This is a genomic window from Nocardia sp., assembly GCF_025465275.1.
In the GTDB taxonomy this organism is placed as follows: domain Bacteria; phylum Actinomycetota; class Actinomycetes; order Mycobacteriales; family Mycobacteriaceae; genus Nocardia.
Genome location: NZ_JAODNK010000179.1, coordinates 1 through 25,728, shown reverse-complemented (window position 1 = coordinate 25,728; position 25,728 = coordinate 1). Strand labels below are relative to the sequence as shown.

Here is a 25,728-nt window from a genome sequence, read left to right as displayed (position 1 = left end):
TCGCCTCGGGGCCCGGCGGAGGTCGGGAGTTATTGCACCACTGGATATTTGGGGTTTACTCCCTACTTCGGCGCAACGGGGGATGACATTAACCTGCCGATTGCGCGTATGTCAACTTACTGCGCATTTACTGCGCACCACCTGCGCCGATGGCTTCTAGGTCATATATTACCCGGTTAGCGCGTTGACATAGGGGCCATAGTGCCCATATGGAACCCGATTGTGCGCAATCACTGCGCAATCGCTGCGCGCGAACGAACGAACGTTCGGGCGAACGTTCGGGCGAACGAACGCCCGCTCATGCACGCGCCCGCACGAGGCGGCGGTCACTCCGCGGAGAGGGTTTGCTTACGCGCCGAGCGACTGATCGCCCTTGCCGCTTCGGCGATTTGCTGCATAACTCCGAAGGTCGCGAGTCCGACGATTAGCCCAGCAGAGATCCACAGCATTGGAGACGAGGAGAGGAATGCGGGCATGGCCCCCGCCAAAACCACTCCGAGAAAGCCAGCCGACTTCCAGAATTCAGCCTGGGCGCGCTCAAGTTCACGCTGCGCGACGAGGTCGTCGATCTCCTGCTCCGCCTTCGAAACTGCAGCACTTCGCGGATCAGCGGGGCTCGTACTGGGTACTTCGTCCAACTTGTCCGCGCGTCGAATCTCGCCAAGTGTCAGCTCAATCGACCGAGTTACGCTGTCGCGTCCGGGCACGTCGTCCGGCCAGTCTTTGAGCACTCCGACGAGTTGTTCGAGCTTGTCATGCGGTGTTTTGCGGTTTGTCCAGAAGGAGACCAATCCGGCGATGGTCGCGCCGATGATGACGCCAGTCGGAACGGCGAATGCTAGCCACCACCGATCGGTATTCCCCTGAGCTGCTTGCTGAGCGAGCAATTCGATCACATGTGAATCGTGCTGGAGTCGCTTCCTATTCGCCACCGTTCGATCGCGACCAGCCCAACAACCCACCCAAATTGCTTGAGAACGCACGAACAGGGTCCGGCCCGGACTCGGGCCCATCCGACCCGTCCGAAACCCGCCTGCGGCGAGGCAGAGGCTTCCGGGGCTCGTGTGTTCGGGTAGCCGACTCGAACAACGCCCGCGCAGCAGCCCGCCCCTCCTCCGACGCGGGCGGTGCCGCAGGGAGTTCCGGCCGATATTCTGGTGCGTATCCCGGCCCCTTGGTCGCGGCTTTGACGCGGGCGGTGATGTGGCCCGGCATGATCCGGTCCGTCGACTCGGCGTAGTGCGAGCGGATGGCATCGGCGGAGGTCTCGGCTGTCCAGTGTGCGCGGCGGGCGGAGTCCAGCCACGCGTCCACCATGAGTCCGTCGATGTTGCGGGAGTCGTACGCCTGGGCCAGCTGGAGCAGGGCGATGACGGTGTCTCGCGGGTCTTGAGTCATCTCGGTCCCTTCTCGATTACGCGGTGATGGCGCGCGTCGCCGCGCTCAGACTCGTTGGTAGGTGCGACATTTCGCCGGGAATAGGCAATCCTGCGGCCCGCAGGATGTCAGGGTTGGGGTTGGACTTGAGGGCCTCTGCCTGCGCGAACTTGATTTGCGCCGGGGTGAGCTGGCGGCCGTCTGGCAACGAGGGGCGGCCCGGCTGGATGCGGGACGGCAGCGCCTCATCGGTCCAGCGCTCGCCGTTGAGCCACGTCGCCGGGTGCGGGACGAACTGCGGTTCGGGCAGGTTCGGGTCTGCGGCGAATCGGTGGGCACCGGCCAGGACATCGTCTGGCGCCGCTCTGGTGATCGCTTTGGCGTAGGCCCGTCGTGCTCCGCCCTTGTCGGTGCGGCGCGGGTAGGCCGCCCAGAACTCGGCGAACCCTGGGGCCTCGGTCGGCGTCGGACGCGGAGCGGTCGATGGAGTCTTTTCAGTAACTACGTAAGTAGTTACTTCTTCTTCTACTTCTTTAGATGCCACGTTTTTGCTAGGCGTTGGGTAGGCATTTGCTGTAGCACTTGCTAGGAACGTGCTAGCCGGTTTGGTAGCGTTCCGAGCCTTCGCCTGACCACCCTTTCGACCTGCTGACCTGCGCTTTTCACGATTTTCCTCGACTTCGGCGCGGCTCGTCTGGTGGTCCAAGTAGTCCAAAAACAGCACGCAATCTGTCGGCAAGGTTCTGCCCGAGGTGAGTTCAAATTCTGCGTGAATCTCGTCGCAATCCGGACGGAATCCGGATGAAATTTGGACGATTTCGCCCTTCCGGAACTCCACGGCGATGCCCGTGGACATGACCGCCTCACGGTCGCGCTTGGTCGCCAGACCGCGCCACGTAGCGAGGTCGACAACGCCATCGGTGAGGTATTCGCCGCAGTGGCACCACGCTTCGACCACAAGGAACTTCTGGCCCTTGGTGAGCCCTGCGAACTTCGGGTTCCTGGGCATATCCACAGTGATGGTGATGAACGGGCGGGAGTCCTTACGCATTGGTCATCACGACCTTGCCGCGTAGGTCTTCCACGTCGACGCCGAATTCTGCCGCGACGTTCGCGACGATCGTTGCAGCGTCGAAACCGGCCAGGGCCCACGCCGATTCGGGGGTTCCGGTCAGGTCGTCCAAGACCCCCGCGAAGCCTCGCCAGAACGCGGTCCGGCACGGATCGATCAGCCCGTGGATATGGCTGCGCGACATGGCCGCGCTATACAGATCGGCGACAACGGCTTCCGTGGCGTTGGTGAGGCGCGCACCGTAGAAGGCGTCGAAGCGGGCAAGCTCAGTCATCAGGCGGCTTCACTCTCGGTGCGGATGTTCGCGGGCAGCATCAGGGCATCGCGGATGCGGGCGGTGGTGTAGAGCGTCCAGCCGGTCCGGGCGGCAATTTCGCGGTCGGTGTGCCCATCGGCGACTAGCTGGCGGACCAGTAGGCGACGGTCACGTGGCGTAAGGACTTCGGCGGGCAGCTCGCCGGCCTCGACTCTGGCGTAGGTGAACTGCTGCTCTGCTTTGTAACGGGCTGGCATGGTCATGTTGTGTGCCTGAAGGGTTTTCGGCGCTCTGCGGCGCGTGTGGCGGACCGTATGCCGCCCCGGTGACATGGCCGGGGCGGCATACGGGTGGTTATGCCGCTGAGCTGTAGTGCTCGTGGCGGGTGACATCACCGGCGCGAACCACCTGGGGCAGATGCCCGACGTGGAACATGCCGTCGACCCGTGTGCACGGGTATGCGTTCATGCGGCGGCCGGGGACCTGCCCGCACACCTTCCGCGCAGCCTTGCGGCTGGGGTATCCCCGCTTCTCGCAGTTGGGGCACCACGTCCATGCGCGATAGTCGTTGCCGCTCATGACACGAACTTCTCGGCGATCCGTCGGTCGAACCGTTCGACCAGCCGGTCGATGGCTTCGCGGCCCAGGGCTGCCTCTACCTCGACCTGCCGGTCCGGGGTGGTGTCGAGGTACATGCCGGTGAATAGGTGGGCGTCGACCACGACGACCTTGCCGCGCCCGAACAACGGCGGCTGGTTCTGGCGCCGCTTTCGCGCGGACGCGCTGTGGGCCTCGCGGCACCATTCGCACGGCCGTTCTTCGCGGCGGTAGTGCCGGTGGTATCCGGCGTCGGTGCCGCAATTCATGTGCACGGTGGGCGTTTTCATGCCGCTACCCCGAGGGTTGCCACTCTCGCCTGAGCGCTCGCGCGGATCTCGTCGCACAGGATCTTGGGCAGGTCTCCGGCAGACTTCCACACCGCTTGCAGGTCTTCGCGGCTCACGGACTCAGCCTCGATGGTCGCGCGCATGGTGGCGGCGCGCTGCCCGTCTTCCTCGGTGACCGGGCGGACCGCTTTGCGGTTCACGGCGGCCCGTGCCCGGTCTGCCACCGACGGCGGGGCAGCCGCGGAAGTCTGCGGGACGGAATTGGTCTCGACCGGGTCGGGGGTGAGCTGCACGTAGTCGCGGGCCTGGGCGGTGGCCGGGTTGCACTTCAGTACTTCGAAGATCAACCATTCGAGGGTGAATGACGGTGCAGGGACGGGCTTGTCGACGCCGGGCCGGACACCGGCGTGCACCGACCGGACACCGATCACGCGGGGTGCGGTATCGCGGGACAGGCGCACCCACGCCGAGGCGTCGAACGCGAGATTCTTATGTCCCTCGACCTTGTACTCCTTCGTGTTCGGGATCGGCTTGCCCTGGTTATCCAGCGCCGCAACCTCTTTGCCGCGTGCGGTCGCGACGACGACGCCGGGGAACGTCATGAGCAACCGCATCAGGCGACCGTGCCGTTCGGCTGCGTCGTTCCACAGGTTCATTGCCGGTTTGATCTCCGCGTCCGGGTCATCCTTGAGGAGCTTCTGTGCGTACTTGGAGCGGCGGGCACGGTCGGAAACCATGTCCTTCAACAGCTCCCACTCGGCGGTCATGGAATCGATGAGCAGGGCTACCGGGAGCTCGCCGGCCTGGGCTGCCTTGGCGGCGACGGCGTGTACTTCGGTGAGCTGGTCGTAGATGTCGCGGAAGGTGCCGTTGTGCTCGATCACCTCGTAGTCCGCTCCGGGGATGGCGGCGTACTCGTCTGCCGCACCTTCGGCGAGGTCGAGCCAGAATGCTCGTCCGATGCGTTCGCTGGCGGTGAGTTCGGCCATGGCCCAGGACTTTCCGGTCTTCTCGCCACCCTCCATGAGGATGAACGGCCATGGGGTCTTGCCGGTGGGCTTACGGGTCTTGAGGGTCATTACTTGGTTCCTTTCGAGGTGGGCGGCAACGTGGCGGCGTGCCAATCGATGGGTTTGCGGAACTTGTAAAGGGCCACACCGGTTTTCGTGGTCTGGCGGGTGGCGATGGTCTGGGCGTTCTTGCCGTGACCGACTACGGCGCGACGGGCGTTGCCCATGACGCGCAGCAGCCTGGATCGGGCCAGGTTCAGGGCTTCGTCGGCGGCGTCCGCTCCGTGAACGGCGGCCTCGAATTCGCGGGCCAGCTCGACCGATACCTCCCAATCCGAGGCGCGCTCGATGTCGCGGTGAGCGCGCCGGATGGCGTTGTAGGTTTCGCCGTGCCCGTCGACCTCGGGCGGTTGCCCGTTCGGATCCATTGCTGCGCGGTAGAACTCGGCGCACTGAGCCTCGATCGCTGCCGCGAGATTAGGGTCGTAGGTGATGAGGTATTCGGTCTCGTCGTAGAACGGGCCGAGGCACACCACGTAGGTTCTCCGCAGGCCTGACATGTGCATCTGCCACTGGACTTGCAGGAAGTACCCGAGGGGGATTTCTGCGGACCCTGCAGGCCCCCACTGGTAGTCGCCGCGCCCGTCGGTCTTGGCCTCGACGCCGAACGTCTCGCCGGTGCGGTCGTTGGCGGCGATGTCGTCGGGGTTGGCGGCGGCCCACTCTTCAAGACCGGCGCGAGTGAATGTTTTTGTCCCGCAACGTCGCAGCTCGGGGTGGCGGCGGAAGAACCGGAGGAGAATGACCTCCTCGAAGTCCTGGCCACGCTCGGTCGCGTCGTTCGCACCGTCCGGTTCGATCTCGGCGCGGAGTAGGTGAAACTCCTTGGTAGGGGAGCTGAACTTGCTGGCGTTGAAGATGCCGGGGATCTTGGAGGCGGTGATCTTGCGCGACCACCTGGCGCTACCGGGCTCCAGTGCCGCGACCTCGAGGCCGGTCATCCGAGCAGTCCCACGCGGGCCAGCCACACCATGCCGATGCATGTCACGGCCAGCGCGGTGATGAGCGCGACAACGATCAGGTGGGCAATGCTGGCGGACAACGCTTCCCGGCTGCGGTCGCTCATGCGGCGACCATCAGCAGCGTCTTCATTGCGGCGAGCTGATCGAGTGCCTTGTTGATGACGTCGACCGCTTCGCGGGCTTCGAGGATCATCCAGGTGACGTCACCTGCGGTGGATGTTCCGGGGAGTCCGACGTACTCATCCGGGAGGTGGACGGTGACCTCGAATCCGAAGGATCTGCTGGTGAGGCACCACAACGGAATACTGCCGATGACATGCGGTGCTCGGTCGTTCAGCTCGGCGATGGCGTCGGTGAGGATGATATGGTTGGTACGCATCTGGTGGGTGGTTCCTTTCGGGTGCATAGGCCGACGCGTTTTTCTCTCTGGCGGGAGAGCGTCGGCCGCTCCCATATCTGGAGCGTTTTGAAGTGGGCGCTGGTCAGGCGCTCAGCGGTTCCCATGGGCTCGCCTGGAGCCATGAATCGACATCTGCGACACGGATCCGCTTGGAGCGGCCGTCGCCACCGGGCGCGCACGCGGCGAGGTTGCCTGCGGCGATCTGCCGGTCGATGAACGGGTAACTGAATCCGGTGATGTCTGCGACTTCCTGGACGGTCAGAGCCAGGCGCTGATTCAGCGGGATGATGTCGCGTTCAGCCTTCTTGGACACGGGTGGTTCCCTTTCGGTCGTGCGTGGCGGCGCACGGTGTGGCGTATTCGTCATCTCGAATGTTTCGACGACATGAAGATCATATGCGCAGTGACTGCGCAGAGCAAGCCCGTAGAATCAGGGAGGATGGGAATAATGGCCGCTCAGTGCCCTGTAATGGCTCGGACCTGGCGCGTACTGCGCGCGCAGTAAGGGCAGATTTACTGATTTCTGCCTTTACTTCGCACCACTACGCAGGCCAGACTGTAGAAACTATGAAGCAATGGGAGTTCGGCCGACGCGTAGAGGCGGCGCGAGAAACCGCCGGCCTGTCCAAGCGTGAAGCGGCCAAACGGGCGGGCATCAGCGAAAGCAGGTGGCGGCAGCTCGAGGCTGGGCACGAGACGGTCCGTGGGCAGACCTACCCCGTGAAGACCACACCCGAGACAGTCGCCCACATCGCGGACGCTGTCGGCGCATCCAGGGAAGAACTGCTGGAGGCGGCCGGATTCGACCCGGCCATGGCCGATATCCCCGACGCCATTACACCTCAAACCGTAAAGGTCGACGGCCTGCCCGCCGAAGATATCGACAAGGTCCGCGAGTTCATTGCGTTCCTCAAGTTCCAGCGCGCAGCCGAGGCGGAGGCGTAAGCCGCGGAACCCGACGCCCCTCCAAGCGCCGGGTTCCACCGAAGTGCGGTACCGGTCAGGCTGCAGCCGACCCCTGATCGACGTCAGGGACCAGGGTGTAGATCATCCAGTCGCGACGCCCTGGGTAGGAATGCTGTCCAACTTGGATCGAGTAGGCGAGTATGCCGCCGCCGATGAGGGGCCGCACCCGCAGTTGCGAGATCGGCTTCCCCGGCTTGGAGACATTCGTCGACCACATCTTGTCGAAGTATGGGTTCGCTGCCGAGCACTTCGCACGTAGCTCCTCGATCCGCGACGCCGAGATCGCACTGGGGGCCAGCCAGCGCAGCGCGAACGCGAAGGCGTGCGCGATATCTTCCCAGTCCACGAGCGCTCTTTGCGATATCGGGTTGATGAACAGCCACTCAATGAGGTTCGTGCCGGGTCCTGCTCCGGGGAGGATGCGTGCCCACTGTTCGGTCGTGCCGACGACGTCGCCGGAGGGGAAGTACATATACGCCGCAGGGGCGTTGATCGCCCTCAGGTACTCCCGGTCCAGGCCGGTAAGGGGGCGTTTCGACGGCCCGTAGAGACGGCCTAATAGTCCTGGGTAAAGCCCGTTGATCAGCAGTTCGCGGTAGCTGTGCGCGACGCCGAGGGAGTCGAGAAGCTCTGTGAGGTAGTCGAGGCCCGGAGCTCTGGTGCCGTTCTCGACCTTCTCCAGTGCTGACACTGTCTTGGTGGTCCGCTCGGCGAGGTCGGGGCGGCTCAGGCCTCGGTTCTCTCTGGCGCTTCTGATGTACTGCCCCAATCTGGCAGCACTGCTCTGTTCAGGTTTCATTCGTTTCCATCCCGGGTATTCCAAGCCCCGCACATTTGGTGCGGGGTTGATTGACGAATGCCCTGGCCTGCCGGAACCTATGACATACGGCTTTTGCGCGTGGAGCTACGGCAGAGCAACACGCAGGAGCCGCAGATCATGCGAACTCGGTAGACCCCGTCGGGGAGGTCCACCAGGGCGCGACACGGGCCTATGGCTCGCGTGGTCGAAACATGTCGCATCCGAATCGACGCCATAGCGCTTGGTCGCATGACCAGTGTGAAGCAATGGAGGATTTCCCCGTGCATATGGGGGCTTTACTTGCGGATTACCATCACCTTGTTCGCCTATATCTACCTGGACTGATAGTGGCTAAACATGACCTTCCGGTCGGGCGATCCTGGTACATCAAGGAAGACCACACGGTCCTCATCGACTCCAAATTGCCGCCCCAACAACAGGAGTTTCAGGCCGTACACATGCTCGCGCACCTCCACCTCGGGCACGGCGCGACGGGCGGAGACGCGGAGCGCGCGGCGCAGCAAGAGGCCGAAGCCACACAGTTGTGGACGGAGTGGATCATCCCACCCCGGAAACTCGCTCGCCTGCTAAACACGGTCTCAACCAATGCATCGCAAATCGCAAGCTACCTCGGATTCAATGTCTGGTTTCTGGCCGCCGCACTGTCCTCGGTCCCGCGCGAATACTGGCAACAGGTGCGATCCCTGACCGGCCGCCAACTCGATTGGCCGCAACTCTCGCCCCTCGCAGTCCCGCAATGCGTGCTGCTCGACGCCTTGCCCAGCGGAGTCCCCACGCTCGCGGATCCGCTGGAACCCTCCACAGGTTCCAGTCCGCCGCCGAGGCCGGGCCAGCTCACGAGAACGCTCGCGAGCGGCCCAACCTCGATGGCGATCAGGCGGACTGGAACACGGCGTACCGCCAGTCATCCGGAGCAGGGTCCGGCCGCACCTGCATTGGCGTGACGTCCGTCTCCTCGTCGAATTCGGCATCGACGATGTCGCCCCCGCCGGCCTCCAGGGCCAGCAGCGGCGGCTCGTCGGGTTCGACGACGAACTCCGCGTCGATCAGGTCGTCGAGCGCGGCCAGGCCTGCGCGCTTCACGCCGAGGTCGGCGTGCGCGTACATCCGCTGAACTGCGGCGGAGCTGTGGCCCATGATCGCCATGCGCACATCTTCGGGCACCTTCGCTTCTAGCAGCAGAGTCGCCGTGGTGTGCCGGGCGGCGTGGAGAACGACGTCCGGTGCGTCCGCACGCTTCAGTGCCTCCGCCCACAACTGTTCGTCGAGCTTCGGGCGCATCGGCGTACCCGGCTTCACCTTCTTCTGTCCGGGAGGTGCGACGAACAGCAACCCCCAGGGGTTCGGCGTCATGGCCTTGACGTGAGCGCGGATCAGCACCAGCAGCGGCCCGGGGATCGGGGTCATGCGGACGGACTTGTTCGTCTTCGGCCGCATCAGGCACATCGCCTTGTAAAGGGGCTGGATCTCGAATCCCTCCTCCACGTCGTATGCCTCCAGCGGGTAGACGTCGCCCGTCCAGCGCTTTCCGTCCTCCTTGCGCCTGAGCGGCACCGTGTGCAGTGCCCATGACAGGTCGAAGGTGCCTTCGTCGAGGTCGATTGCGTCCAGGGTGAGCCCGAGGCATTCGCCCTGGCGGACGCCGGTCAAAAGTGCCATGGCCCACCGCACTGCCAGCATGTCGTTCGCCTCTATCGAGGTGCGTATCACTGCGCGCGCAGTGGGGGAGGTGAGGGCCTTTCGGGACCTTTGCTGGCGGCCCAATCCCGAGGGCAGTGACTTCTGCGTGCCCGCATCCTGACTATTCGATTTTGGCCGGGGCTTGGGGACCAGCTCGACGACGTTATGCCGTAGGCCGAGGTTCGGTTCCTTCTTGGCGTCCTTCAGAGCGATGTGCAGCACGTTGTAGGCAATCTCGGCGGTACGCAGCGATTTTCCGGTATTCAGGATCTCTTTGATCATGAAGCGGATGTGCTGCGGCTCCAGCTCTTGCAGCTTGCGCTGACCGATGTACGGCACGATGTTGCACTTGATGGCCGACTGGTAGCCGCGCCAGACGCGCGGGCGTAGTCGAGGCTTGGCGATCTCGAACAGCCAGTATTCGAGCCAGGCTTGAACGGTCGTCGTGTCCTTGCGCAGCGGCTCACCCTGCGCCAGCTTGACCAGGATGTCGCGTCGAGCCGTGATGACGTCATTGCGATTCTTGCGGCGGATGGCAATCCGGTCGGGCTTACCGTCTGGCTTGGTCCCGATCTCCATGTACCACGCCCAGAGGACGTACGGCTTCCCGTTGCGCATGGTGGTCTCTTTGAGGATCTTGCCCTCGCCACGTTGGCTCGGCATGTGGGTGGCTCCTAGGTGTTCCCAGCCCGTGAGGTGGCGGCCTCAGTGGACTGGTTTTGGTGTGATGGTTGGTGTGAGGGTTGCGGGATAACCCCAAATAACGAGGTACGACGAGGAACGTGTCTACCTCGGGTTTTCCAACAAAACCGCAGGTCCGACCTTACGCACCATCAGCCTTCCAAGCTGATAGCGCGGGTTCGATTCCCGTCACCCGCTCTTCTCCCTGCTGGGAGCCTCGGCCTCGGCCGAACAGGTCACGGGGTGTAGCGCAGCTTGGTAGCGCATCCGCTTTGGGAGCGGAGGGTCGCAGGTTCAAATCCTGTCACCCCGACCACATTTCATCATCTACCAGCCTTTACAGGCACGCCGTGACCTTAGTGTCGAAGCCTCGGTCCCACGGTCAGAATCCCTCTCGGAAACCCTGTGTCAAACAGGGTCTCAGTGGCGCTCACACCCCGTTCCGCCAAACCTTGGTGTGATGCCAGGTGTGATGGTTGGGCACCCTCCCAAATTCGGTGTGATGGAGCGCCTTCCGCCCCGCCCTAAACGTACCCAGTTGCGGCACAGGGGCGGAGCGGACGGCGTTGGCGGTCAGCTGTCGCTGTCGAGGTCGCCGAGCGCCTCCGAGAACGACACGGTGTCGTCCTCGCGCTCGACGATCGAGAGACGGTCCTCCAGATCCTCGATGTGATCCAGCAGAGCCTCGTACCGCTCGTAGGAGATGAGCACTGCGGCGGGCTGCGAGTTGCGCAGGATGATCACATCCCTTTCGCTCGACACCTCGATCTGCTGGGTCAGGGACGACCGCGCCTCGCCGAACGGAACCATGGAGGGCCGCGCGTGCGCACGCACCCGGCGGGCCTTGGTCGCTGCCAGCGGCTCGCGCTTCTTCTTGACGCTCATGACTTTTCCCTTCCCCCCGCCGGCCTGGACGGCGGGGGCTGTTTCGGCGGCCGGGGCCGTCACTTCTTGTAGACGGCCCCTCGGGTGCCGACCTTGGTCACGGTGACGATGCGGACACCATCGTCGATCAGGTAAACCACGCGGTAGCCCCCGACTCGGATGCGGTATCCGGACACGCCGCTGAGCTTGGTGCAACCGCTCGGCCGGGGGTCGAATCCGAGGTCCATGATCGCCACCGAGAGGGCCGCCCGCTGCGGGCGGGGCTCGACTGCGGCGAGTTCCTTGAGGGCCTGGCGCTCGATGGTCACTTCATACTCGGGCTGCTGCGGCTGGGTCATGGGTGGTTCCTTTCGTGGTGGGGTGGCGGCCCCGGTGATCCGTACACCAGTGAATGTACCCTGTGATGTACTGAATTACGTACCAAATTATGTACAGTCCTATGTTATCGTCACCACGTCAACAACTAGAGCTGGCCGCCACCAGTGCCCCGGAAGGAACCACCCGATGCTTTCCCCTGCCCGCACCGCAGCCGCAGGAACGATCCTGATCGCAGCCCTGTCCTCGGTCCTGTCGTTCGCCGCACTCAGCGACGTAGCCCGCCGATCCGGCGTCGCGATCCCAGTCCTCTGGCCGCTGATCGTCGACGGCCTGATCCTCGTTGCCACCTTCGCCGTCGTCGCCGTCCAAGGCTCGCGGTACGCGTGGACAATGCTCGGTTCGGGCGCGGCCGTCTCGATCGCTGGCAACATCCTCGACGCGGTCATGGCTGAAGGCCCGATGCCCGGCCAGATCGCCGCTGCCGTCGCAGCCGTCCCACCGGTCGCCCTGGTCGCCGTGACGCACCTGACCGTCCACCTTGCGCGTCATGCGTCAGCGACGCGTCATGCCACGACACCGACCGAGAGTGCCACGCAATGGGAGCCTGTCGAACCGCTGACGCAGTTGGATTTCGAGCCCGCGGAGCCGAGGCCGGCGGAACCCTGGAGCGTGCCGAGCGACGCACATGACGCATGGAGTGACGCACCCGTGTACGCGGATGACGCCGACGAATTCGAGGGTGACGCATGGCAGTACGAGTACGACGCGACAGACGACGAGGATGCGTCACCGGCTGTGAAGCCTGCTGCGCCGCCGGTTGCCGAGGATGCTCAGCGCGACATCGCCGATCAGTTGATGCGCGACACCGAACTGTCCAACTACGCCATTGCGGAACGCGTCGGCAAGTCGGAGGCGACTATTCGCCGGTGGCGCAAGGCCATCGACGCCATGCAGGGCGAACAACGCACGGCCTGAGGGGAATCGATTCCGGTGTGGGCAGCTAGGGCTGCTCTGCCCAACATCCCGGCCGCATGGCGCGAGGCCAGCGATCTGCTGGTGAGCAAATCTACGCCTTGATTTGAGACCTCTCACAAAGCGGATTCCAGAAATCGATCTGGAGGTCACCTGATCACCTGTTCCGTTGCGGTGGCGACACTCAACCGTGAAAATGATCAAATGGTGACACGGATTGCCGAAATGTTGGACTGGTTGCGGGAGCCTCTGGAACGAAAGCAGGTCCTCCGTAGGGTAGTCGACAAGATCCTCTCGTTCGTCAGATTCACTATTCGATCAGTGGTGTGGTTTGCTCTCGCTCTGCTTGCGGTCGCATTCGAGTTACTATTAGCGAAGTATACCCATAGGGGTGCGAGCTTCCTATTTGCGCTCTTCATTTATGTTGGAATAATCGTTCTCAGATTGCGCTGGCCGCGAGTAATAATATTCATACAAAACCGCCTCCGTAGCATGACGCTTCTCCCGGCCGTGCTTATAGCGGCAGCGAGTGGAAGTGCCATCGCCTGGTTCTCCTGGTGGGGCCTTGTGAAAGCCTTGCATCCCACAGCGAAATCGCCGGATCCGATCGACATAACTAAACTTGCATTCACTCTCGCTGGCGGCATTGGTGCAGTGGTTGCCCTGGTGGTGGCTTACCGAAGGCAGCGAGACGTTGAGCAAGGGCGATTTGTGGAGCGATTTGGAGCTGCGGCGGCGCAGCTCGGCGCGAGCCAGATCGCTGTAAGAATAGCCGGTGTGTATGCAATGGCGGGAGTTGCAAATGAATCAAAAGGGCCACAACGCCAACAGTGCATCGATGTCCTTTGCGGCTACCTGCGACTGCCATATTCCCCTGAACGCGGCTCCAACTACCAGACCAAGCACATAGAGAAACGAAAAAGCTCGGGAAATGAGGACCTAGAAGTCGAGAATCATTTTGAGTACCTGCAAAATGACCGTGAAGTGAGACAGACCATCCTGCGTGTGATCGCCGACCATCTCCGGAGCCGTCAGTTCAATTGGTCTTCTGCCAGCTTCGACTTTCGAGACGCATACCTCGAAAATGTCAACTTCTCATCAACCTCATTCAAAGGGGAAGCGCGCTTCGAGGGTTCAACCTTAGTCGGTGCCGCGAATTTTGACTATTCCGAACTCATGGGATGGGTCCAATTCGATAATTGCACTTTTTCGAATGACGCTTCTTTTAACTACGTCAAGTTCGGCGATGTAAACTTCGAGGGCGTCACCTTTGGTGGGAAGGCTGAGTTCTGGGACGTGGAGTTCAGTTCCTCAATAGACTTCTCAAAAGCATCCTTTCGCCAGGTCGAATTTATGGATGCTGCGTTTCTGGGGGTCAGAAGCGACTTCCGAGATGCGGTCTTCGAGGGAAGTGTGACGTTCGCCGGTTCAACTTTCTCCGGCCGCTGCGACTTCGGCAAGGCGAAGTTTAAGGACGAGGCTAGGTTCAGTGCCTCATTTCGAGGCGGCGCCACGTTCGATGAGACTGATTTCGGTTTACAGCTGATCGACTTCCAGCACGTTCGGCGATGGGGAAGTTCTCCCGGATGGAGCCACGGATGGAGGCAGTCAAAATTCGACTGGAGTGAAGACAGATCCCTCAAGCCCCCGAACGTTCAGCCGACCATCTGGCCACCCGAATTCCCGTAGACCAATTATCTATTACAGCGGCGATACGACGAACACCCCAGCCCGAGGAACCGGACTGGGGTGTTTGTTTCCTATCGAGTCTTTGCGTGGTCCGCCGCTCTAGGTCTTATCGCGAAGAGCGTTGAGTGTGCGCATTGTTAGCTCCCAGGGAAACTCGACGTCGAGCGTCGATGCTGACCGTGGTTCAAGGTTGGTTATCTTGTTGAGGATTAGATGGACGCCGCCGTCTGCGAGATAACCAAGGCTGCGTCGGAAAGCTCCGTGATTTGCAAGAGCTTCGTTAACCGAAGGTACTACCAGGACAGGGACTCCGAGACCTATGTATTCGCAGATCAAGCCCGTTGCGAGGGTGTCGGTGATCCCATTTGCAATTTTATTCACGGTGTTGAATGTTGCGGGCGCGACCACAACGGCATTCGCGAGAGGGAGAACATCAGGGTCATCAGGGTTCTTGTAAACGCTGCGAACGGGATATCCGGTCAGTTGCTCGAGTTCCTCTAAGTCGAAAAAACGCGATCCCATAGGTGTGGTGACCACGCACGGTCGCCACCCATCACGTTTCGTTTGCCTAACAAATTCTGGCAAACCATCTGCTGCCGGACTTCCGCAAGAGACAACATAAAGCACCGGATCGTCCATTTTCTCACTTCCCTCCATCAACACAGTCTATGGTGTCCGCATCGGGGGGCACCCCTGATTGCTCGATCACTGGGGGTGGGCCGTGCATGGTCCAGGTATCGGAAGCACGATCAGACGCCAGCGTCGTCTGCGGGGGTTGAGCCTTGAGGCTACAGCTGGACTGGCTGGCATCAGCAAGTCATACCTGTCTCGCCTTGAACGTGGAGAAAGGGAGCTTGACTCCTTGCAGTTGCTCACGCAACTGGCAGGTGCCCTCGGTGCATCGATCACCGATCTTATTGGGAAACCCTATGCGCCGCACGACTGGGAACATGCCGAGGCGCAGCGTGCAGTCATGGCTGTGCGGCTCGCGCTCCTAGCTCCCGATGGCCCAGACCCGACTTGGTGCAATGCTGAAGATTCGCTCGAAGAGCAAGTAACTGCATCGTGGCTCTTCTCGCGAAACTGCGACATGGTCGGACAGGCGCGATTGATTCCTTACCTTCTACGCGGCCTTCACCAGAAAGTAACTACCGACCCCACCCCTATCGTTCAGAAGGCATTCTCGTTAATTGCCTACGATGCAGCGTTTCTGATGCGCAACCTAGGAGAAATGGATCTCGCCTGGATTGCTGCCACGCGCATGGAGCAGGTGAGCGCAGAGCTCGATGACCCACGATGGCGTGCGATGGCCGCGTACACACAGGCCCATTCCCTCTACCCGGTCGGGGCATGGGCGAAGGCTCACGAAATCGCCGCATCGGCCGCAGAAACAACTCCAGTCAAACTAGGCCAGATCGAATCGGCTGCTGCGCGCGGATCGTGCCTGCTGGTCGGATCCTTTGCCGCAGCCTGCGCTGGCGACCTGACTTCGGCTCAGGCTCAGCTGCATGATGCCGAGGAGATGGCCACGTTCATGACCGACCGGAGCGCGGTCGCGGATCGGACCTCCTTCAGCGACTGGAACGTCCTCATGCACAGAGTTGCCGTTGAAGTCGAAGCTGGCGACCCGGCCGCCGCGCTGGCCGCAGCTGACCGAATCAATCCAGCCCAGGTCCCGAATCGGGAGCGGTTGTCGTATCTCTGGGTAGATGTAGCTCGAGCGTTCACGCGACTGGATCGGGATCGAGATGCTATCGGCGCTTTCCAGAAGGCCGAGCGTGCCGCCCCATTGCGTGTGCACTTGAGCCCCGTTGTGCGCGAGAGCGTGCGCCAGTTGCTGGACGATACCCACAGCCGGGCTACAGAAGTCGCGCTTAGAGGTCTGGCTGAGCGATGCGATGTGTTGTCCGCCTAAGCACGTTACGTGGGCATGGGAGTGACCGGGGAGCAAGTCGTCGGCCGCTGCGATGAGAGGACCGTTCGCCAGACCCAGACCGCAAATCCCGATGAGCCAACCAGCAAAGAACTCGTGGCGGTGGCCACCGTGGCGTCGGAAAAGTTGTTGTGATGAAAGACAATCCAGACGCACGTCACGTTCATCGTAGGCAACCAAACGAGCGCGATGCATGCCATGGCCAGCCTCACGCGGTTCCAACACCGGTCCATGAGCCTGTTGTACTCGAACGTTTCGCGTTGCTGTCGCAGGGCCTCGTCGGCCTGAGCAAGACGTGTTGCGTGTGTCGCCTGCATGACTTTTACGGTAAGAAGCCGCAAGCTCCGCGAGTTGCCTGCGTGGCAACAACGTCTGAACCGAGACCTCGATCGGCAGCGAAACTGGCCTTGAAACGACGAATCACCCCCAGCCCGAGGTGAACCGGGCTGAGGGTGTGTTCGTGTCAGGTCTTCTTCTGCTCCTTGCCAGGGGACGCGTCCGGCAGCCGGGCCTCGAATCGGTCGAGGGCCGGAGAGTTGTACTGCTGCTGGAACAACGGGAAGTTGCCAGTCAGCGCGATCTTGAACGCGCGGTGCGAGGCGTCCATCTTGGATTCGTTGCCCGAGTCCAGCCACGAGGTGAGAACCGCTTGGGTATCAACACGAACGATCGAGAACGAGCGGCCCACTGCCCGGAATTCAAGGTCGACATCGACCGGGTACACCGCGTCGGGACTGCGTACGGCCTGCGTCCCGCCGATGATGCTCATGATCCGGACCTTGCCTCCCATGAAGACCGCCCACACGGCGTCGTTGGTCGCGGCGTCATCCGTGCAGTGCAACGCAACGATCGTTTCATTGTCGTTGGCCAGAAGGTACGGAGTGGGCGCAGTGATCCGGAGCCGGACTGCAACGTCGTCCTGCGGAACGACAACGCCTGTCGGGCGGTACCAGTACGAAACCTTGCCCGTCGTTCCCATCCCGGCAAGTACCGCATGGCCGTTGACCACTCGGCCCTTCACGCCGGAGAGGTACGTCCAGGCCGGGCCGAGCGAATCCGGATATGCGGTGTTGAACTCGTCGACGAACCCGAAGGGCGGGACGGTGCTGAAGACCTTCTTCCAGGCCGTGCCGTTCCATTGCCACCCTTCCTTCACCTTCTGCCCGCCGGGGCTCAGCGTCTTGATCTTTTGCGAGCCGACATAGAGGGGCATGGGCTACTCCGGGATGCAGTACAGGACACCGGCAATCGGTGTGCTGGGAAGTGACGCGACAACCTGGATGGCGTCGCCGCGTAGCGCCGTCGTGGACGTCGTGCCGATCGTCAGCAAGGCCGCTTGTAGACCGGTCACGTCGGAGATGGTGTGCGCGTGTGCCTTCGGTGCGCGGGCATCCGACAGGCGCGGATCGTTGCCCTGCGTCACCGAACCGGCGGTCGAACCGAACAGTGACGCGACGGCCGACGCGACGCGTGCGTCAGTGAAGTAGCGGTTCGTCGAGCCCTCGGGCACTGCGTCAGTGGATCCGGGAGACGGCGAGATCTCGGTGTAGGACGAGCCGCCCCACCGGTACACCTTGTTCGAGTCGATGGCGATGTAGATCTTGCCGGGCTCGCCCGTGCCGGGGAATGCTGCCGTGCTGGCGAATTCGAGTACGTCATCGACGTACGACGGCAGCTGCGTCGCGGGGACCTTGCCGGTTGGGTCGAGCGAGGCGTACCCGTTCGCGGCACCCTTCTTCACGGTCAGCTCGCGAGCGTTGATCGCATCGCTGATCGCGCCCGATGCCGCAAACTTGGCCTGCGACAGTGCGCCATCGGCGATGTGGGAGTTGGTGACGCCGTTCGCTGCGATGGACACGGTGCGGTCGACACTGAGGTCACCCCCGCCGGTCAATCCGCCGGCTGCGGTCACGGTGCGGCTGGAAGGCACGCCGCCAGCGTTCGCCGCGTCCTGCGCCGACTTCGCTGCGTCGACCGCAGACTTCGCCGCGTCGTTCGCCTTCGCCGACGCGACATCGCGCGCGTTCACTGCGACATCACGCGCGGCCACAGCATCGGTCTTGGCGGTTTCCGCGGCTGCCCGATCGCCAGCGGCGCCAGCGGCATTCGTCGCTGCCGCACCTGCCTTCTGCGTCGCGGTGTCGCGTGACGCGTCAGCTGCGACGCGTGCCGCGACCGCAGCGTCACGCGCCGTGACAGTCACATCACGCGCTGCGACAGTGGTCGCCTTGTCTGCGGCGACTTGGGCGGCGTCCTTGGAGATGTCGCGCACGCCATCGGCCGCGAGCACTGCCTCATCACGGGCGACGCGGGCAGCGGTCGCGGCGCGCCACGCCTCGGACACGACGGCGGGCGGCTGCTCCTCGAACTGACCGAACAGCGGCGACAGACGGACCGGAGTCGCCGACGGCGGAATGATGATGTCCTGCGGGCGAGTCCAGCCACCGAGCCGCAGCATCACCTTGGCAGGGCCAGGGTCGAGGTCGGGGGTGGTGAGGCTTCCGGCAACGATGGCGACGCTGACTCGGTTCGGTGTGGTTACGCCTTCCTGGTCTACGTCCTGGCTCAGGGCGGGCCGCCATATCTCGCAGATGCCTTCGACAGGCCCGTCCCCCAGGTCACTGAAATGGTCGAACAGGACGGTCACCGGGACCTCCTTCTTGCTTCGGGGGTGAACGTGGAATGCACTTGAGGCGCTACCCGAGGACGAACCACGGAATCCATATGCCCTGTTGGATATCGGAGGCTCTGATGAAGTCCGGGATGGTGTCCAGGTCCTTGACGTAGCCGTAGATGTTGCGGGGGAACACGCCCGCTGGCTGGGCTGGCTGACTCTGGTGCACGCAGGCGAGCGGACGATTCGACGTGCCGGGCATCGGCGAGATCTGGAGCACGCCGACAACGAAGACGTCGCCTTGCTTCGCCTTGATCGTTGGCATCGTCAGCCGGAATTGCGTTCCCGAGGTGGTGATTTGGCTCTTGACGTCACCGCTGTCCCAGATCTTCGACAGGTTCCCGTTTCCCGGGTCCATCTTGAACACGGCGACAGTGAACGACTGCGGGTCGAATCCCCAGCCGCCACGGCCCGTGATCATGCCGACCGTGCTGTAGCTGCGGTCTCGGGTAGCTCGGATGAATCCCAGTTCCAGGAATCGGGTCCGGGGTGTGTAGTCCGGTTCCCTGGCCTCGTCGCCGGTGGCGGGCGCGTTGTAGCCTCCTGACACCGAGGTCCACATCACCAGCTGCGACATGGGGAAGGTGGGGTCATCGACCGCGTTAATGTTTTGCCACAGCGGGATATTGGTAGGGATGTCGCTGAAGTTCGGTTTGCCGTTCGCGGTCGTCTGCGCGTATGTCGCGACGGTCTGGGCGCTGCGAGCAGTCACCTGCGCCTCGCTGGCGGCGGCCTGGGCGGTGGACAGATGGCCCATGCCCGAGCGGGCTACGAAGCTGGCCAGGCCCCATGAGTAGTTGGGGATGATGCCCTGGAAACGGGTCTCCGAGGAGAAGCCGACGGTGCGGTGTGTGGCATCGATCGGGTAGCCGGTGGTGTCGGTGTGCTCAATCACGCTGGTGCGGTTGACGATCACCCGATAGGTCGTGCCTTCGGCGACCAGCTCGACTGTGTCGGATTCCTGCACACCCTTGGCGTAGGTCTTCCAGTCGTTGAACTTCCAGGTGTCGCCACTGCGTGTACCGCGCCCGAGCTGGATCGAACGCTTCCAGATATTGACGTACACGAACTCGGTGAGATCGGCGTTGGCGCGCACGAAAAGCGCTGTGGGGCACCCGTCCATCACTCCGGCGGGATTGACGATCGAGGCAACTGAGTGGTTGTCCTCGCTCATCAGCTGCGGGCAGATGGCGTAGCGGATACCGGGCGAGATGCCGTGGTTGTCGAGGCGAGCGGCGAAGTCGATGACGCCGAGGCCCTGGCCGCTGCCGCCCTGAATCCAGCCGTTGCCCAGCATGTTCGACTCTTTGCGGTTGAAGTTGTCCACGTAGGACGCACCGGTGGCGAGGCGAGATTCGAGCTGGGCGATGGCTGAGCCGTGCGCGGAGGTGATGCCGAACAGGCTCTTGAGGAACGTGTCGACGAAGCCACCAAAGATCGGCATGACCTCGGGCGGCGGGATGAGTCGCTTCATTGGCTACACCTCGTCGGCGATGAGCTGCGGTGGGATGGGTGCTGTTTCGGCGGCGGGCTGGCGGCGTGCCCAAGAGAGGAGCTCGCGGACGTAGTCGACGGCCAGGCGGTAGCGGGCGCGCAGTGCGTCGATGACGTCGTGCAGCTCACGCACTTCCCGGCGCAGGCTGTCGACGTCGTCGCGGAGCGGCTTGACGATGGATTCGAAGTCGGCGCGCTGCGCGTCGAGCAGCATCTTCAGCCGTTCGCCGTCGAGTCGTTCACGCTCGATGTCGTCGTCGGCCTTCGCATTTCGGGCCTCGACCCTGGTCTTATGCCGCGTGGCGTGCCATAGGCCGAATGCGCCCGCCAGCACGCCGAGGAGGGTCAGCATGTCGTTGATGTAGGGGGTGAGGGACACCGTTGACTCCGTGGAGGGGCGAACACGGCGGAGGCCGCCTCCCGAAAAATCAGGGGGCGGCCTCCGCGGCTGGGTCGGTTGTGGATCAGGCCGGCGGCTCTGCGAGCAGCCACGGAGCGAAGCGGGCCAGCAGCTCGTTAACAGCGGGGAGCGCCATTACGCGGGTGATGCCCGCGCACGCGGCCAAGACGACCGCTATCGCGCCGGTGGCGGGGATACCGCCGGTGAGCACGACGATGGGGAGCAGCGTGGCCAGGGCGAGAACGACCTGGAATACGGTGCGCACGGTGGCGCGCCACGGGTACGCGGTCTGTGACGGTGCGGGCAGGGAGTGGTCACCCATGTGGGGCCTCCTTCGTGGATGGGTAGATCAGGCGGCGAGCTTGGCGAGAATGGCGTCGAGCTTGGCGTCGAGGGCCTTGTCTCGTTCGTCCTTCTCGCGCCGCCAGCGGTCGAAAGACTCGACCTTCCTGTCGGTTTCGAGGACAAAGCCGACCAGCGAATCGCGGTAGTCGGACTGGCGGCCCAGCTCGTCCTTGTAGCGGGACTGGAAGCGGTAGCCCAGTTCCTTGGTGACGAGGTTGTACAGCTGGTTTTGCTTCTCCTCGGACAGTGCCATGAGGAAGCCTCCCTTTCGGTTCTCGATTTGCGCCTGGACGTCGGCGCGGAAGCGGTCCATATCCATGCGGCCGGGGTCCGGCTTGCCCTGCTTGTTGATGCCAAGCGGGTTCTCGATGCCAGCCCATTCCTTGTGCGCGATAACATGATTCGCGCCGTAGCCGAGCTTTCGGCAGATCGCGGCACACACCTTCACGTAAGCCCAGTACTGGGCGTCACCCCAGCCCTCTTGCCCGCTGTTGGCGGCCTCGATGCCGATCGTGTACCAATTCGCGTTGTCCTCCGGCAGACCCGGATACACGCCATAACCGGCGTGCCAGGCGACGCCGACCGCACACACAGTCGCGGTACCGTCCTGCGCCAGATGGATTTGCGACAGCGGACCTTCCAGAGCCGCTGTCCCGTACATGATTTCGCTCGCTGGGGTGCGGGAGCCGCCGGTGTGATGGCAGACGATTCCCCAGATTTCCCGGAAGTCGCCGTGTCCCCTGTCTCGCCACCCCGGCGCTTCAACAACATTCAGACCCTCGTCCCGCAGAACGTCTGCGAGCCAGACAGGGTCGCCCTTCCAGCCCATATCGGGCCTCCCTTGGTTGGTAGTCGGAATTAGCCCGTGCCGTTGGCGATGGCGCGCGAGAGACCGGCGAAGCCCTTCATGCGGTCGATGAGCTTTTCCCAGGCGTCTTTGACTTCGCCGTCGTCGCCGATGGTGATGAACTCGGTGCACTTGTCGTCTCGGGAGTCCTCGACCTCGACAGCGGAGATGTAGTCCTCGATGACCGTGCCCCGGTCGTAGAAGGTCATGATGTCGCCGACCTTGAAGCGGCGGCCGGAGCCGTCGTCCTCGCCGAATGAGAAGCTGCGCCCGTCGATTCCGCCGGCCTGGACTTCCAGCTTCAGCGACTCGCCGCCGCCTGCCGCCTTCAGTCCGGCCATGCCGACAGCGAGGCCGTCGAGCGAGTAGGCGGAGGTGTTGTCCACGAAGATCTCACCGAAAGCGTGCGGGCCGAGATCGGCCTTCAGCTGGTGGTCATCGAACTTTTGGTAGGCAAAGAAGATGTCGTCGAAGAGGTCTCCGACGAGGATGTCTCCGAGCGATGCGCCGGGCAGCAGCCAGTTCAGCAGTGCCTTGATCGCCGCGTTGGCGGCCCACTCGACCACCTGGTTCACGAACTCCGGTGCCTTGCCACCGACGATCGCGGAGTGCGCCTTGGGGTGGCTGACACCGCGCGTGTAGTTGGTGATGTGGCCGGAGTCGGTGCGCCACTGCATCCAGCGGCGGTCACGCTTCTTGTGGGTATCGAAGACGTATCCGGCCTTCTGCGCCTTGCCCCACTGGTCCGGGTCCGCCAGACCGAGGATGTTGCCGGGGTTCAAGAACCAGAAGAAGTTGTCGCCGGACAGGTCCAAGACGTTCTGCAGCCGGGCCAGGGTGTCGGTGTTGAACACCCACGGCGAGGGGCCGTCCTTCGGCGTCCACAGGGTGCACGACAGACCCAGATCCGCGGAATCGACTGTGGTCTTGTACAGCTCGTCGAGCTGGGTAAACCGGGCCGAGATGATGACCAGTTCGGCGGTCAGGTCGTCGATTGCCTTAAGGATGTCATCGAGGGACTTGAGGTCTTTGAGCTGCGGCAACTCGGGGATGTCATACCGGATCGGCAGCTTCATGTAGACCGGCTTCTGCAACCGGATGACGTTCTTCGCGAGGAAGTACTTGAACACGAAGTCGGCCGGGCCGAACATGATGTCCTGCTTGCCGGTCAAACCGACCTGGACCTCTGGCGGGAACAGGGGATTAACCCACGCGAGGATCGTGAGCAGCCAGTACAGGTTGGAAACGCAAGTTGCAGTGACGATCTCTTCGCCAGGCTTGCCCGCGATGGTCGCGGACATCACGCGGCCGTCCCAGGGGATCCCGTTGTAGTAGGTGCGGATCGGCACGACGTCGCGCTTGCACTGCATCAGCCGGGCCGCGAGCGGGTGATCCGCGCGGACCTGAATTGTGCCGGTGCCAGGCACATTCCAGAACCAGCCGAACCGGGCCTTGACGTACGGGCCGAGCGGGCGGGACTGGGTGTAGTCCTGATTGAAGACGGTGATGTCGAATGCGGGTGGCGTCTTGGTGTTGGGCCGCCAGAGCGGATTGGGCGGGGCGTAGGTCGGGGCGTACGCGGGGGCGCTCATGCGGCGGCCCGCTGATACTTCTGCGGAAGCCACACCTCTACGCGGCTATCGGCCGTGGTGGCGATGCCCTCGATGTTCAGTGGCACAGTCGTTTTCGGTGATGCGCTGTGGTACCAGGCGACGTTGCCTGCCTTGCTCCACACGTCCTTGCCGGTCCAGTCTTTGATGTGCGGGAACTCCGGATTGGTCTCGACCGTCCACACCTCGTTGGGCTGAAGCTTGGGCAGCAGAACCTTTTCGGTGCCGAGGCCGATCGAGAACGCGCCGGGGCCGGTGAGCCGCCAGAACGGCCACGTGGGAACGTCGCCGTCGTTGCGGATACTGCGACCTGCGAATTGGTCGGGAGCGAAGGCCGGTGGGTTGACTGGCGCTGCGTTCCACCAGGATTCGTCGGAGACCAGGACTGCGTCCTCGGTGCACCAGCCGACGGTGTCGAGCAATTCGTACGGCGGATCGGACATGGCCGTCTCCAGCCGCACGTACTGCCAGCGGAGTCCGCCGCCGGGTGTGATCACGTGCCATTCGGCGAGATTGGTTCCGTCGCCCAGGCTTTCGCGCCATGTGCTCCACAGGTCGAACGCTTCTTCGCCGGGCTTCACAGGGCCGACGCGAACGGTGATGCTGATCGGGTTGATTTCTCGGTTGGTGCCTCGGTAGGTGGCACCGGCTTGGCGGGCGTTGGCCTGCCGGACATGAGCCATCGGCGCTCCGCCCACGCCCAGGGGAGCCTGGGCGAGGCGGAGCGGGCATTCGGGGTCGCCGAATCGCCAGATGGTTCGGGGATGTCCGGGATACTCGACGCCGCGCAGCTCGTAGCGAACTGCCATTGCAGCTTCCCGTCTAACGAAGAAGCTGGAGCCCTAGAGCCCCAGCTTGGTGATGTTGATGTTCGCGGTACGCGCCCCGGAGTCGATATCGACCGAAACCTCTACGGGGGTGGGCTTTTGGGCCGCTGCGACGATCTCGTCAAGCTTCGAGCCCAGCTCTTCCAGCTGGCCATCCAATCCGGGGATGGACGTGTTGCTGGTGTCGAAGCCCTGGAACTTGCCGTCTTCATCCCAGCCGGACCGCAGCGCGAGCGCGCCACCGACCAGGACGCTGATCGCCCGATACGCGTCCTGGGCAGTGCCGTTGAGGCCGCCGGACTTGCCGGGCGTCGACAGCGGGATATCGCCCTGATCGCCCTGCGTGATGACGCTCCACGAGCCGGTGTGCACGCCCCCGTCTCCTGAGCTACCCACGCCACCGAATCCGCCGTTCGCGTACGGGCTCAGGGACAACCCGAACCGGTCGGCGACCTTGCGCAGGATGTCGGTGGAGCGTGCCCGCTTGGCGGCCGACAGCGGGATGTATGCCTCGCCGCCGGTCTCGGGTTCGGCCCAAACCCGCATGTCGCCGCCCTTGGCGATCTGCGCGACATGGTTTTCCGAGCCGTCGGCGAAGAACCGCGCGGAGAGACTGGCCAGCGGTGTCCGCTCGACTGTCTTGCCGCCCAACGAATCCGGCCAGTTGGTGACGTACACGCGGGTGCCGTCGGTAGCAGTCGTGCCGCTGTCGGTCGGGCTGGAGGAGGGCGATGTACTGCCGTCCTTGCCGGTCAGCTTCGACGGAGTGCCCTGCGCGGTGCCCGCATCGCCGCCCAGCGCGAAGAACGCATGGTCAGTGAACATTGGGTCGTCCGCGCCGACCTTGCCGCCGATAACGACGCCGTCAGTGCCGTTGGACTCGAAATTCGTTCCGTCGGGGAAGGTTCCGGCCGTATGGCCGCCAGCGGGCCCCTTGTTGGTCCAGCCGAGCCGCAGCGTTCCAGCTGCGCCCTTGCCGAGCTGTGCACCCAGGCCGGCGAGCCATTCGCCCTCGTTCGCCGTCGACATCCGCGAGTTGTAGGCGTCCAAGCCCATGGCCTTGTTGACGACAGCCGAGGCGAAGGCCGAGCAATCGATCCCCTTCGGGCTGAAACCCCCTAGCTCGTAGGGTGTTCCGCTCATGCCCTTGGCGTACTTGGTTGCCTCGTCCAGCCCGTCCTTACCGATCGCACCGACGGTCATGCCGCCATCTGCGAAGCGGAACAGGTCGTAGCCGAATCGCTTCGCCACGTCGGACAGGATCGCGGTCGAGCGGGACCGCTTCGATTGCGACAGCGGGATGAACGCCTCGCCGCCGGTCTCCGGCTCCGCCCACTGCACCAAACGCTCAGTGGCGGGCTTGATTTCAGCGGTATCGGGCAGCTTGCCGTCGGCGTACCGATCCAGGTCGAGCCCGCCGCCCGCACGTGCTGTGCCGTCGGGCATGTACACAGGGCCTTGCACGAGACCCTGATTCGGGTCCAGACCAGCGTTCTTTGTCGCCTGCACTCGAACGTCTTGGATCTCGTTCGTGGTGTAGGTGGTGATCTTGCGGCCGTTGTT

General features: G+C 63.3%; 30 protein-coding genes, 1 tRNA gene and 1 pseudogene. 6 read left to right on the top strand and 26 right to left on the bottom strand.

Annotated elements, in window-relative coordinates:
* Nucleotides 1–326: 326 nt before the first annotated feature.
* The 12 genes from JWN03_RS36860 to JWN03_RS36805 all read right to left on the bottom strand — a co-directional run bounded on the left by JWN03_RS36860 (nt 327) and on the right by JWN03_RS36805 (nt 6,337).
* Nucleotides 327–896, bottom strand: coding sequence for a hypothetical protein (locus JWN03_RS36860; protein WP_297625227.1), 570 nt, complete (start codon nt 894–896; stop codon nt 327–329).
* 25 nt (nt 897–921) lie between these two features.
* A complete protein-coding gene (locus JWN03_RS36855) occupies nt 922–1,398 on the bottom strand; it encodes a hypothetical protein (protein WP_297625224.1) in 477 nt (158 codons plus the stop codon).
* Nucleotides 1,399–1,414: 16 nt separating this feature from the next.
* Entirely contained in the window at nt 1,415–2,428 is a 1,014-nt protein-coding gene (locus tag JWN03_RS36850; RefSeq protein ID WP_297625221.1) for a hypothetical protein, read from the bottom strand.
* Nucleotides 2,421–2,723, bottom strand: a complete 303-nt coding sequence (locus tag JWN03_RS36845) for a hypothetical protein (protein ID WP_297625218.1) — start codon at nt 2,721–2,723, stop codon at nt 2,421–2,423. The genes JWN03_RS36850 and JWN03_RS36845 overlap by 8 nt, the downstream gene beginning before the upstream one ends.
* Complete coding sequence (locus tag JWN03_RS36840) at nt 2,723–2,968, bottom strand: hypothetical protein (protein WP_297625216.1); 246 nt, start codon at nt 2,966–2,968, stop codon at nt 2,723–2,725. Before JWN03_RS36840 ends, JWN03_RS36845 begins: the two co-directional genes overlap by 1 nt.
* 91 nt (nt 2,969–3,059) lie before the next feature.
* A complete protein-coding gene (locus JWN03_RS36835; RefSeq protein ID WP_297625213.1) occupies nt 3,060–3,284 on the bottom strand; it encodes a hypothetical protein in 225 nt (74 codons plus the stop codon).
* Nucleotides 3,281–3,592 (bottom strand): hypothetical protein, encoded by a 312-nt coding sequence (locus JWN03_RS36830; RefSeq protein ID WP_297625210.1) that lies wholly within the window; start codon nt 3,590–3,592, stop codon nt 3,281–3,283. Before JWN03_RS36830 ends, JWN03_RS36835 begins: the two co-directional genes overlap by 4 nt.
* The gene (locus JWN03_RS36825) at nt 3,589–4,671 is read right to left on the bottom strand and encodes an AAA family ATPase (protein WP_297625207.1); all 1,083 of its coding nucleotides are present in this window, start codon (nt 4,669–4,671) and stop codon (nt 3,589–3,591) included. Before JWN03_RS36825 ends, JWN03_RS36830 begins: the two co-directional genes overlap by 4 nt.
* Entirely contained in the window at nt 4,671–5,603 is a 933-nt protein-coding gene (locus tag JWN03_RS36820; RefSeq protein ID WP_297625204.1) for a YqaJ viral recombinase family protein, read from the bottom strand. The genes JWN03_RS36825 and JWN03_RS36820 overlap by 1 nt, the downstream gene beginning before the upstream one ends.
* Nucleotides 5,600–5,728: a hypothetical protein gene (locus JWN03_RS36815; protein ID WP_297625201.1), complete on the bottom strand. Its 129-nt coding sequence runs from the start codon at nt 5,726–5,728 to the stop codon at nt 5,600–5,602. Before JWN03_RS36815 ends, JWN03_RS36820 begins: the two co-directional genes overlap by 4 nt.
* Entirely contained in the window at nt 5,725–6,003 is a 279-nt protein-coding gene (locus tag JWN03_RS36810) for a hypothetical protein (RefSeq protein ID WP_297625198.1), read from the bottom strand. The genes JWN03_RS36815 and JWN03_RS36810 overlap by 4 nt, the downstream gene beginning before the upstream one ends.
* A gap of 103 nt (nt 6,004–6,106) precedes the next feature.
* Entirely contained in the window at nt 6,107–6,337 is a 231-nt protein-coding gene (locus JWN03_RS36805; RefSeq protein ID WP_297625195.1) for a helix-turn-helix domain-containing protein, read from the bottom strand.
* A 254-nt stretch (nt 6,338–6,591) separates the two neighbouring features.
* Between JWN03_RS36805 and JWN03_RS36800 the strand changes: the two genes are divergently transcribed.
* A complete protein-coding gene (locus tag JWN03_RS36800) occupies nt 6,592–6,969 on the top strand; it encodes a helix-turn-helix domain-containing protein (protein WP_297625192.1) in 378 nt (125 codons plus the stop codon).
* Nucleotides 6,970–7,024: 55 nt separating this feature from the next.
* Here the strand turns inward: JWN03_RS36800 and JWN03_RS36795 are convergent, their stop codons facing one another.
* Nucleotides 7,025–7,789, bottom strand: a complete 765-nt coding sequence (locus JWN03_RS36795; RefSeq protein WP_297625189.1) for a helix-turn-helix domain-containing protein — start codon at nt 7,787–7,789, stop codon at nt 7,025–7,027.
* A 212-nt stretch (nt 7,790–8,001) separates the two neighbouring features.
* Between JWN03_RS36795 and JWN03_RS45625 the strand changes: the two genes are divergently transcribed.
* Nucleotides 8,002–8,754 carry an ImmA/IrrE family metallo-endopeptidase gene (locus JWN03_RS45625; protein ID WP_366914525.1) on the top strand — a complete coding sequence of 251 codons (753 nt, stop codon included), beginning with the start codon at nt 8,002–8,004 and terminating at the stop codon, nt 8,752–8,754.
* Here the strand turns inward: JWN03_RS45625 and JWN03_RS36790 are convergent.
* Nucleotides 8,684–10,153 carry a tyrosine-type recombinase/integrase gene (locus JWN03_RS36790; protein ID WP_297625186.1) on the bottom strand — a complete coding sequence of 490 codons (1,470 nt, stop codon included), beginning with the start codon at nt 10,151–10,153 and terminating at the stop codon, nt 8,684–8,686. The genes JWN03_RS45625 and JWN03_RS36790 overlap by 71 nt on opposite strands.
* Before the next feature lie 257 nt (nt 10,154–10,410).
* On the opposite strand from JWN03_RS36790, the gene JWN03_RS36785 reads away from it, so the two are divergent.
* A tRNA-Pro gene (locus tag JWN03_RS36785) sits at nt 10,411–10,487 on the top strand.
* Between the two features lie 257 nt (nt 10,488–10,744).
* On the opposite strand, the gene JWN03_RS36780 is transcribed toward JWN03_RS36785, so the two are convergent.
* Both JWN03_RS36780 and JWN03_RS36775 read right to left on the bottom strand, forming a co-directional pair.
* A complete protein-coding gene (locus JWN03_RS36780; protein ID WP_297625183.1) occupies nt 10,745–11,056 on the bottom strand; it encodes a type II toxin-antitoxin system prevent-host-death family antitoxin in 312 nt (103 codons plus the stop codon).
* Nucleotides 11,057–11,115: 59 nt separating this feature from the next.
* The gene (locus tag JWN03_RS36775; protein ID WP_297625181.1) at nt 11,116–11,394 is read right to left on the bottom strand and encodes a type II toxin-antitoxin system RelE family toxin; all 279 of its coding nucleotides are present in this window, start codon (nt 11,392–11,394) and stop codon (nt 11,116–11,118) included.
* Nucleotides 11,395–11,560: 166 nt separating this feature from the next.
* Between JWN03_RS36775 and JWN03_RS36770 the strand changes: the two genes are divergently transcribed.
* Together JWN03_RS36770 and JWN03_RS36765 are read left to right on the top strand one after the other, a co-directional pair.
* On the top strand, nt 11,561–12,349 hold the full coding sequence (locus JWN03_RS36770) for an AsnC family protein (protein ID WP_297625177.1): 789 nt from the start codon (nt 11,561–11,563) through the stop codon (nt 12,347–12,349).
* Between the two features lie 489 nt (nt 12,350–12,838).
* Nucleotides 12,839–14,035 (top strand): pentapeptide repeat-containing protein, encoded by a 1,197-nt coding sequence (locus tag JWN03_RS36765; RefSeq protein WP_297625174.1) that lies wholly within the window; start codon nt 12,839–12,841, stop codon nt 14,033–14,035.
* A gap of 99 nt (nt 14,036–14,134) precedes the next feature.
* Here JWN03_RS36765 and JWN03_RS36760 read toward each other — a convergent pair whose 3' ends face one another.
* On the bottom strand, nt 14,135–14,692 hold the full coding sequence (locus JWN03_RS36760) for a flavoprotein (RefSeq protein WP_297625171.1): 558 nt from the start codon (nt 14,690–14,692) through the stop codon (nt 14,135–14,137).
* Nucleotides 14,693–14,756: 64 nt separating this feature from the next.
* Between JWN03_RS36760 and JWN03_RS36755 the strand changes: the two genes are divergently transcribed.
* A complete protein-coding gene (locus JWN03_RS36755; RefSeq protein ID WP_297625376.1) occupies nt 14,757–15,950 on the top strand; it encodes a helix-turn-helix domain-containing protein in 1,194 nt (397 codons plus the stop codon).
* Nucleotides 15,951–16,431: 481 nt separating this feature from the next.
* Here the strand turns inward: JWN03_RS36755 and JWN03_RS36750 are convergent, their stop codons facing one another.
* From JWN03_RS36750 to JWN03_RS36710, 9 genes and pseudogenes are all read right to left on the bottom strand, one after another.
* The gene (locus JWN03_RS36750) at nt 16,432–17,181 is read right to left on the bottom strand and encodes a hypothetical protein (RefSeq protein WP_297625168.1); all 750 of its coding nucleotides are present in this window, start codon (nt 17,179–17,181) and stop codon (nt 16,432–16,434) included.
* Between the two features lie 3 nt (nt 17,182–17,184).
* A complete protein-coding gene (locus JWN03_RS36745) occupies nt 17,185–18,615 on the bottom strand; it encodes a hypothetical protein (RefSeq protein ID WP_297625165.1) in 1,431 nt (476 codons plus the stop codon).
* A 49-nt stretch (nt 18,616–18,664) separates the two neighbouring features.
* Entirely contained in the window at nt 18,665–20,116 is a 1,452-nt protein-coding gene (locus tag JWN03_RS36740) for a hypothetical protein (protein ID WP_297625163.1), read from the bottom strand.
* Between the two features lie 3 nt (nt 20,117–20,119).
* Entirely contained in the window at nt 20,120–20,515 is a 396-nt protein-coding gene (locus JWN03_RS36735) for a hypothetical protein (protein ID WP_297625160.1), read from the bottom strand.
* An 85-nt stretch (nt 20,516–20,600) separates the two neighbouring features.
* The gene (locus JWN03_RS36730) at nt 20,601–20,858 is read right to left on the bottom strand and encodes a hypothetical protein (protein WP_297625154.1); all 258 of its coding nucleotides are present in this window, start codon (nt 20,856–20,858) and stop codon (nt 20,601–20,603) included.
* Between the two features lie 27 nt (nt 20,859–20,885).
* A complete protein-coding gene (locus tag JWN03_RS36725) occupies nt 20,886–21,710 on the bottom strand; it encodes a peptidoglycan recognition protein family protein (RefSeq protein ID WP_297625151.1) in 825 nt (274 codons plus the stop codon).
* 29 nt (nt 21,711–21,739) lie between these two features.
* Nucleotides 21,740–23,353 (bottom strand): Gp37-like protein, encoded by a 1,614-nt coding sequence (locus tag JWN03_RS36720; protein ID WP_297625148.1) that lies wholly within the window; start codon nt 23,351–23,353, stop codon nt 21,740–21,742.
* A complete protein-coding gene (locus JWN03_RS36715; RefSeq protein ID WP_297625145.1) occupies nt 23,317–24,147 on the bottom strand; it encodes a hypothetical protein in 831 nt (276 codons plus the stop codon). The genes JWN03_RS36720 and JWN03_RS36715 overlap by 37 nt, the downstream gene beginning before the upstream one ends.
* Nucleotides 24,148–24,180: 33 nt before the next feature.
* Nucleotides 24,181–25,728, bottom strand: a pseudogene (locus JWN03_RS36710) (hypothetical protein); the annotation flags it as partial.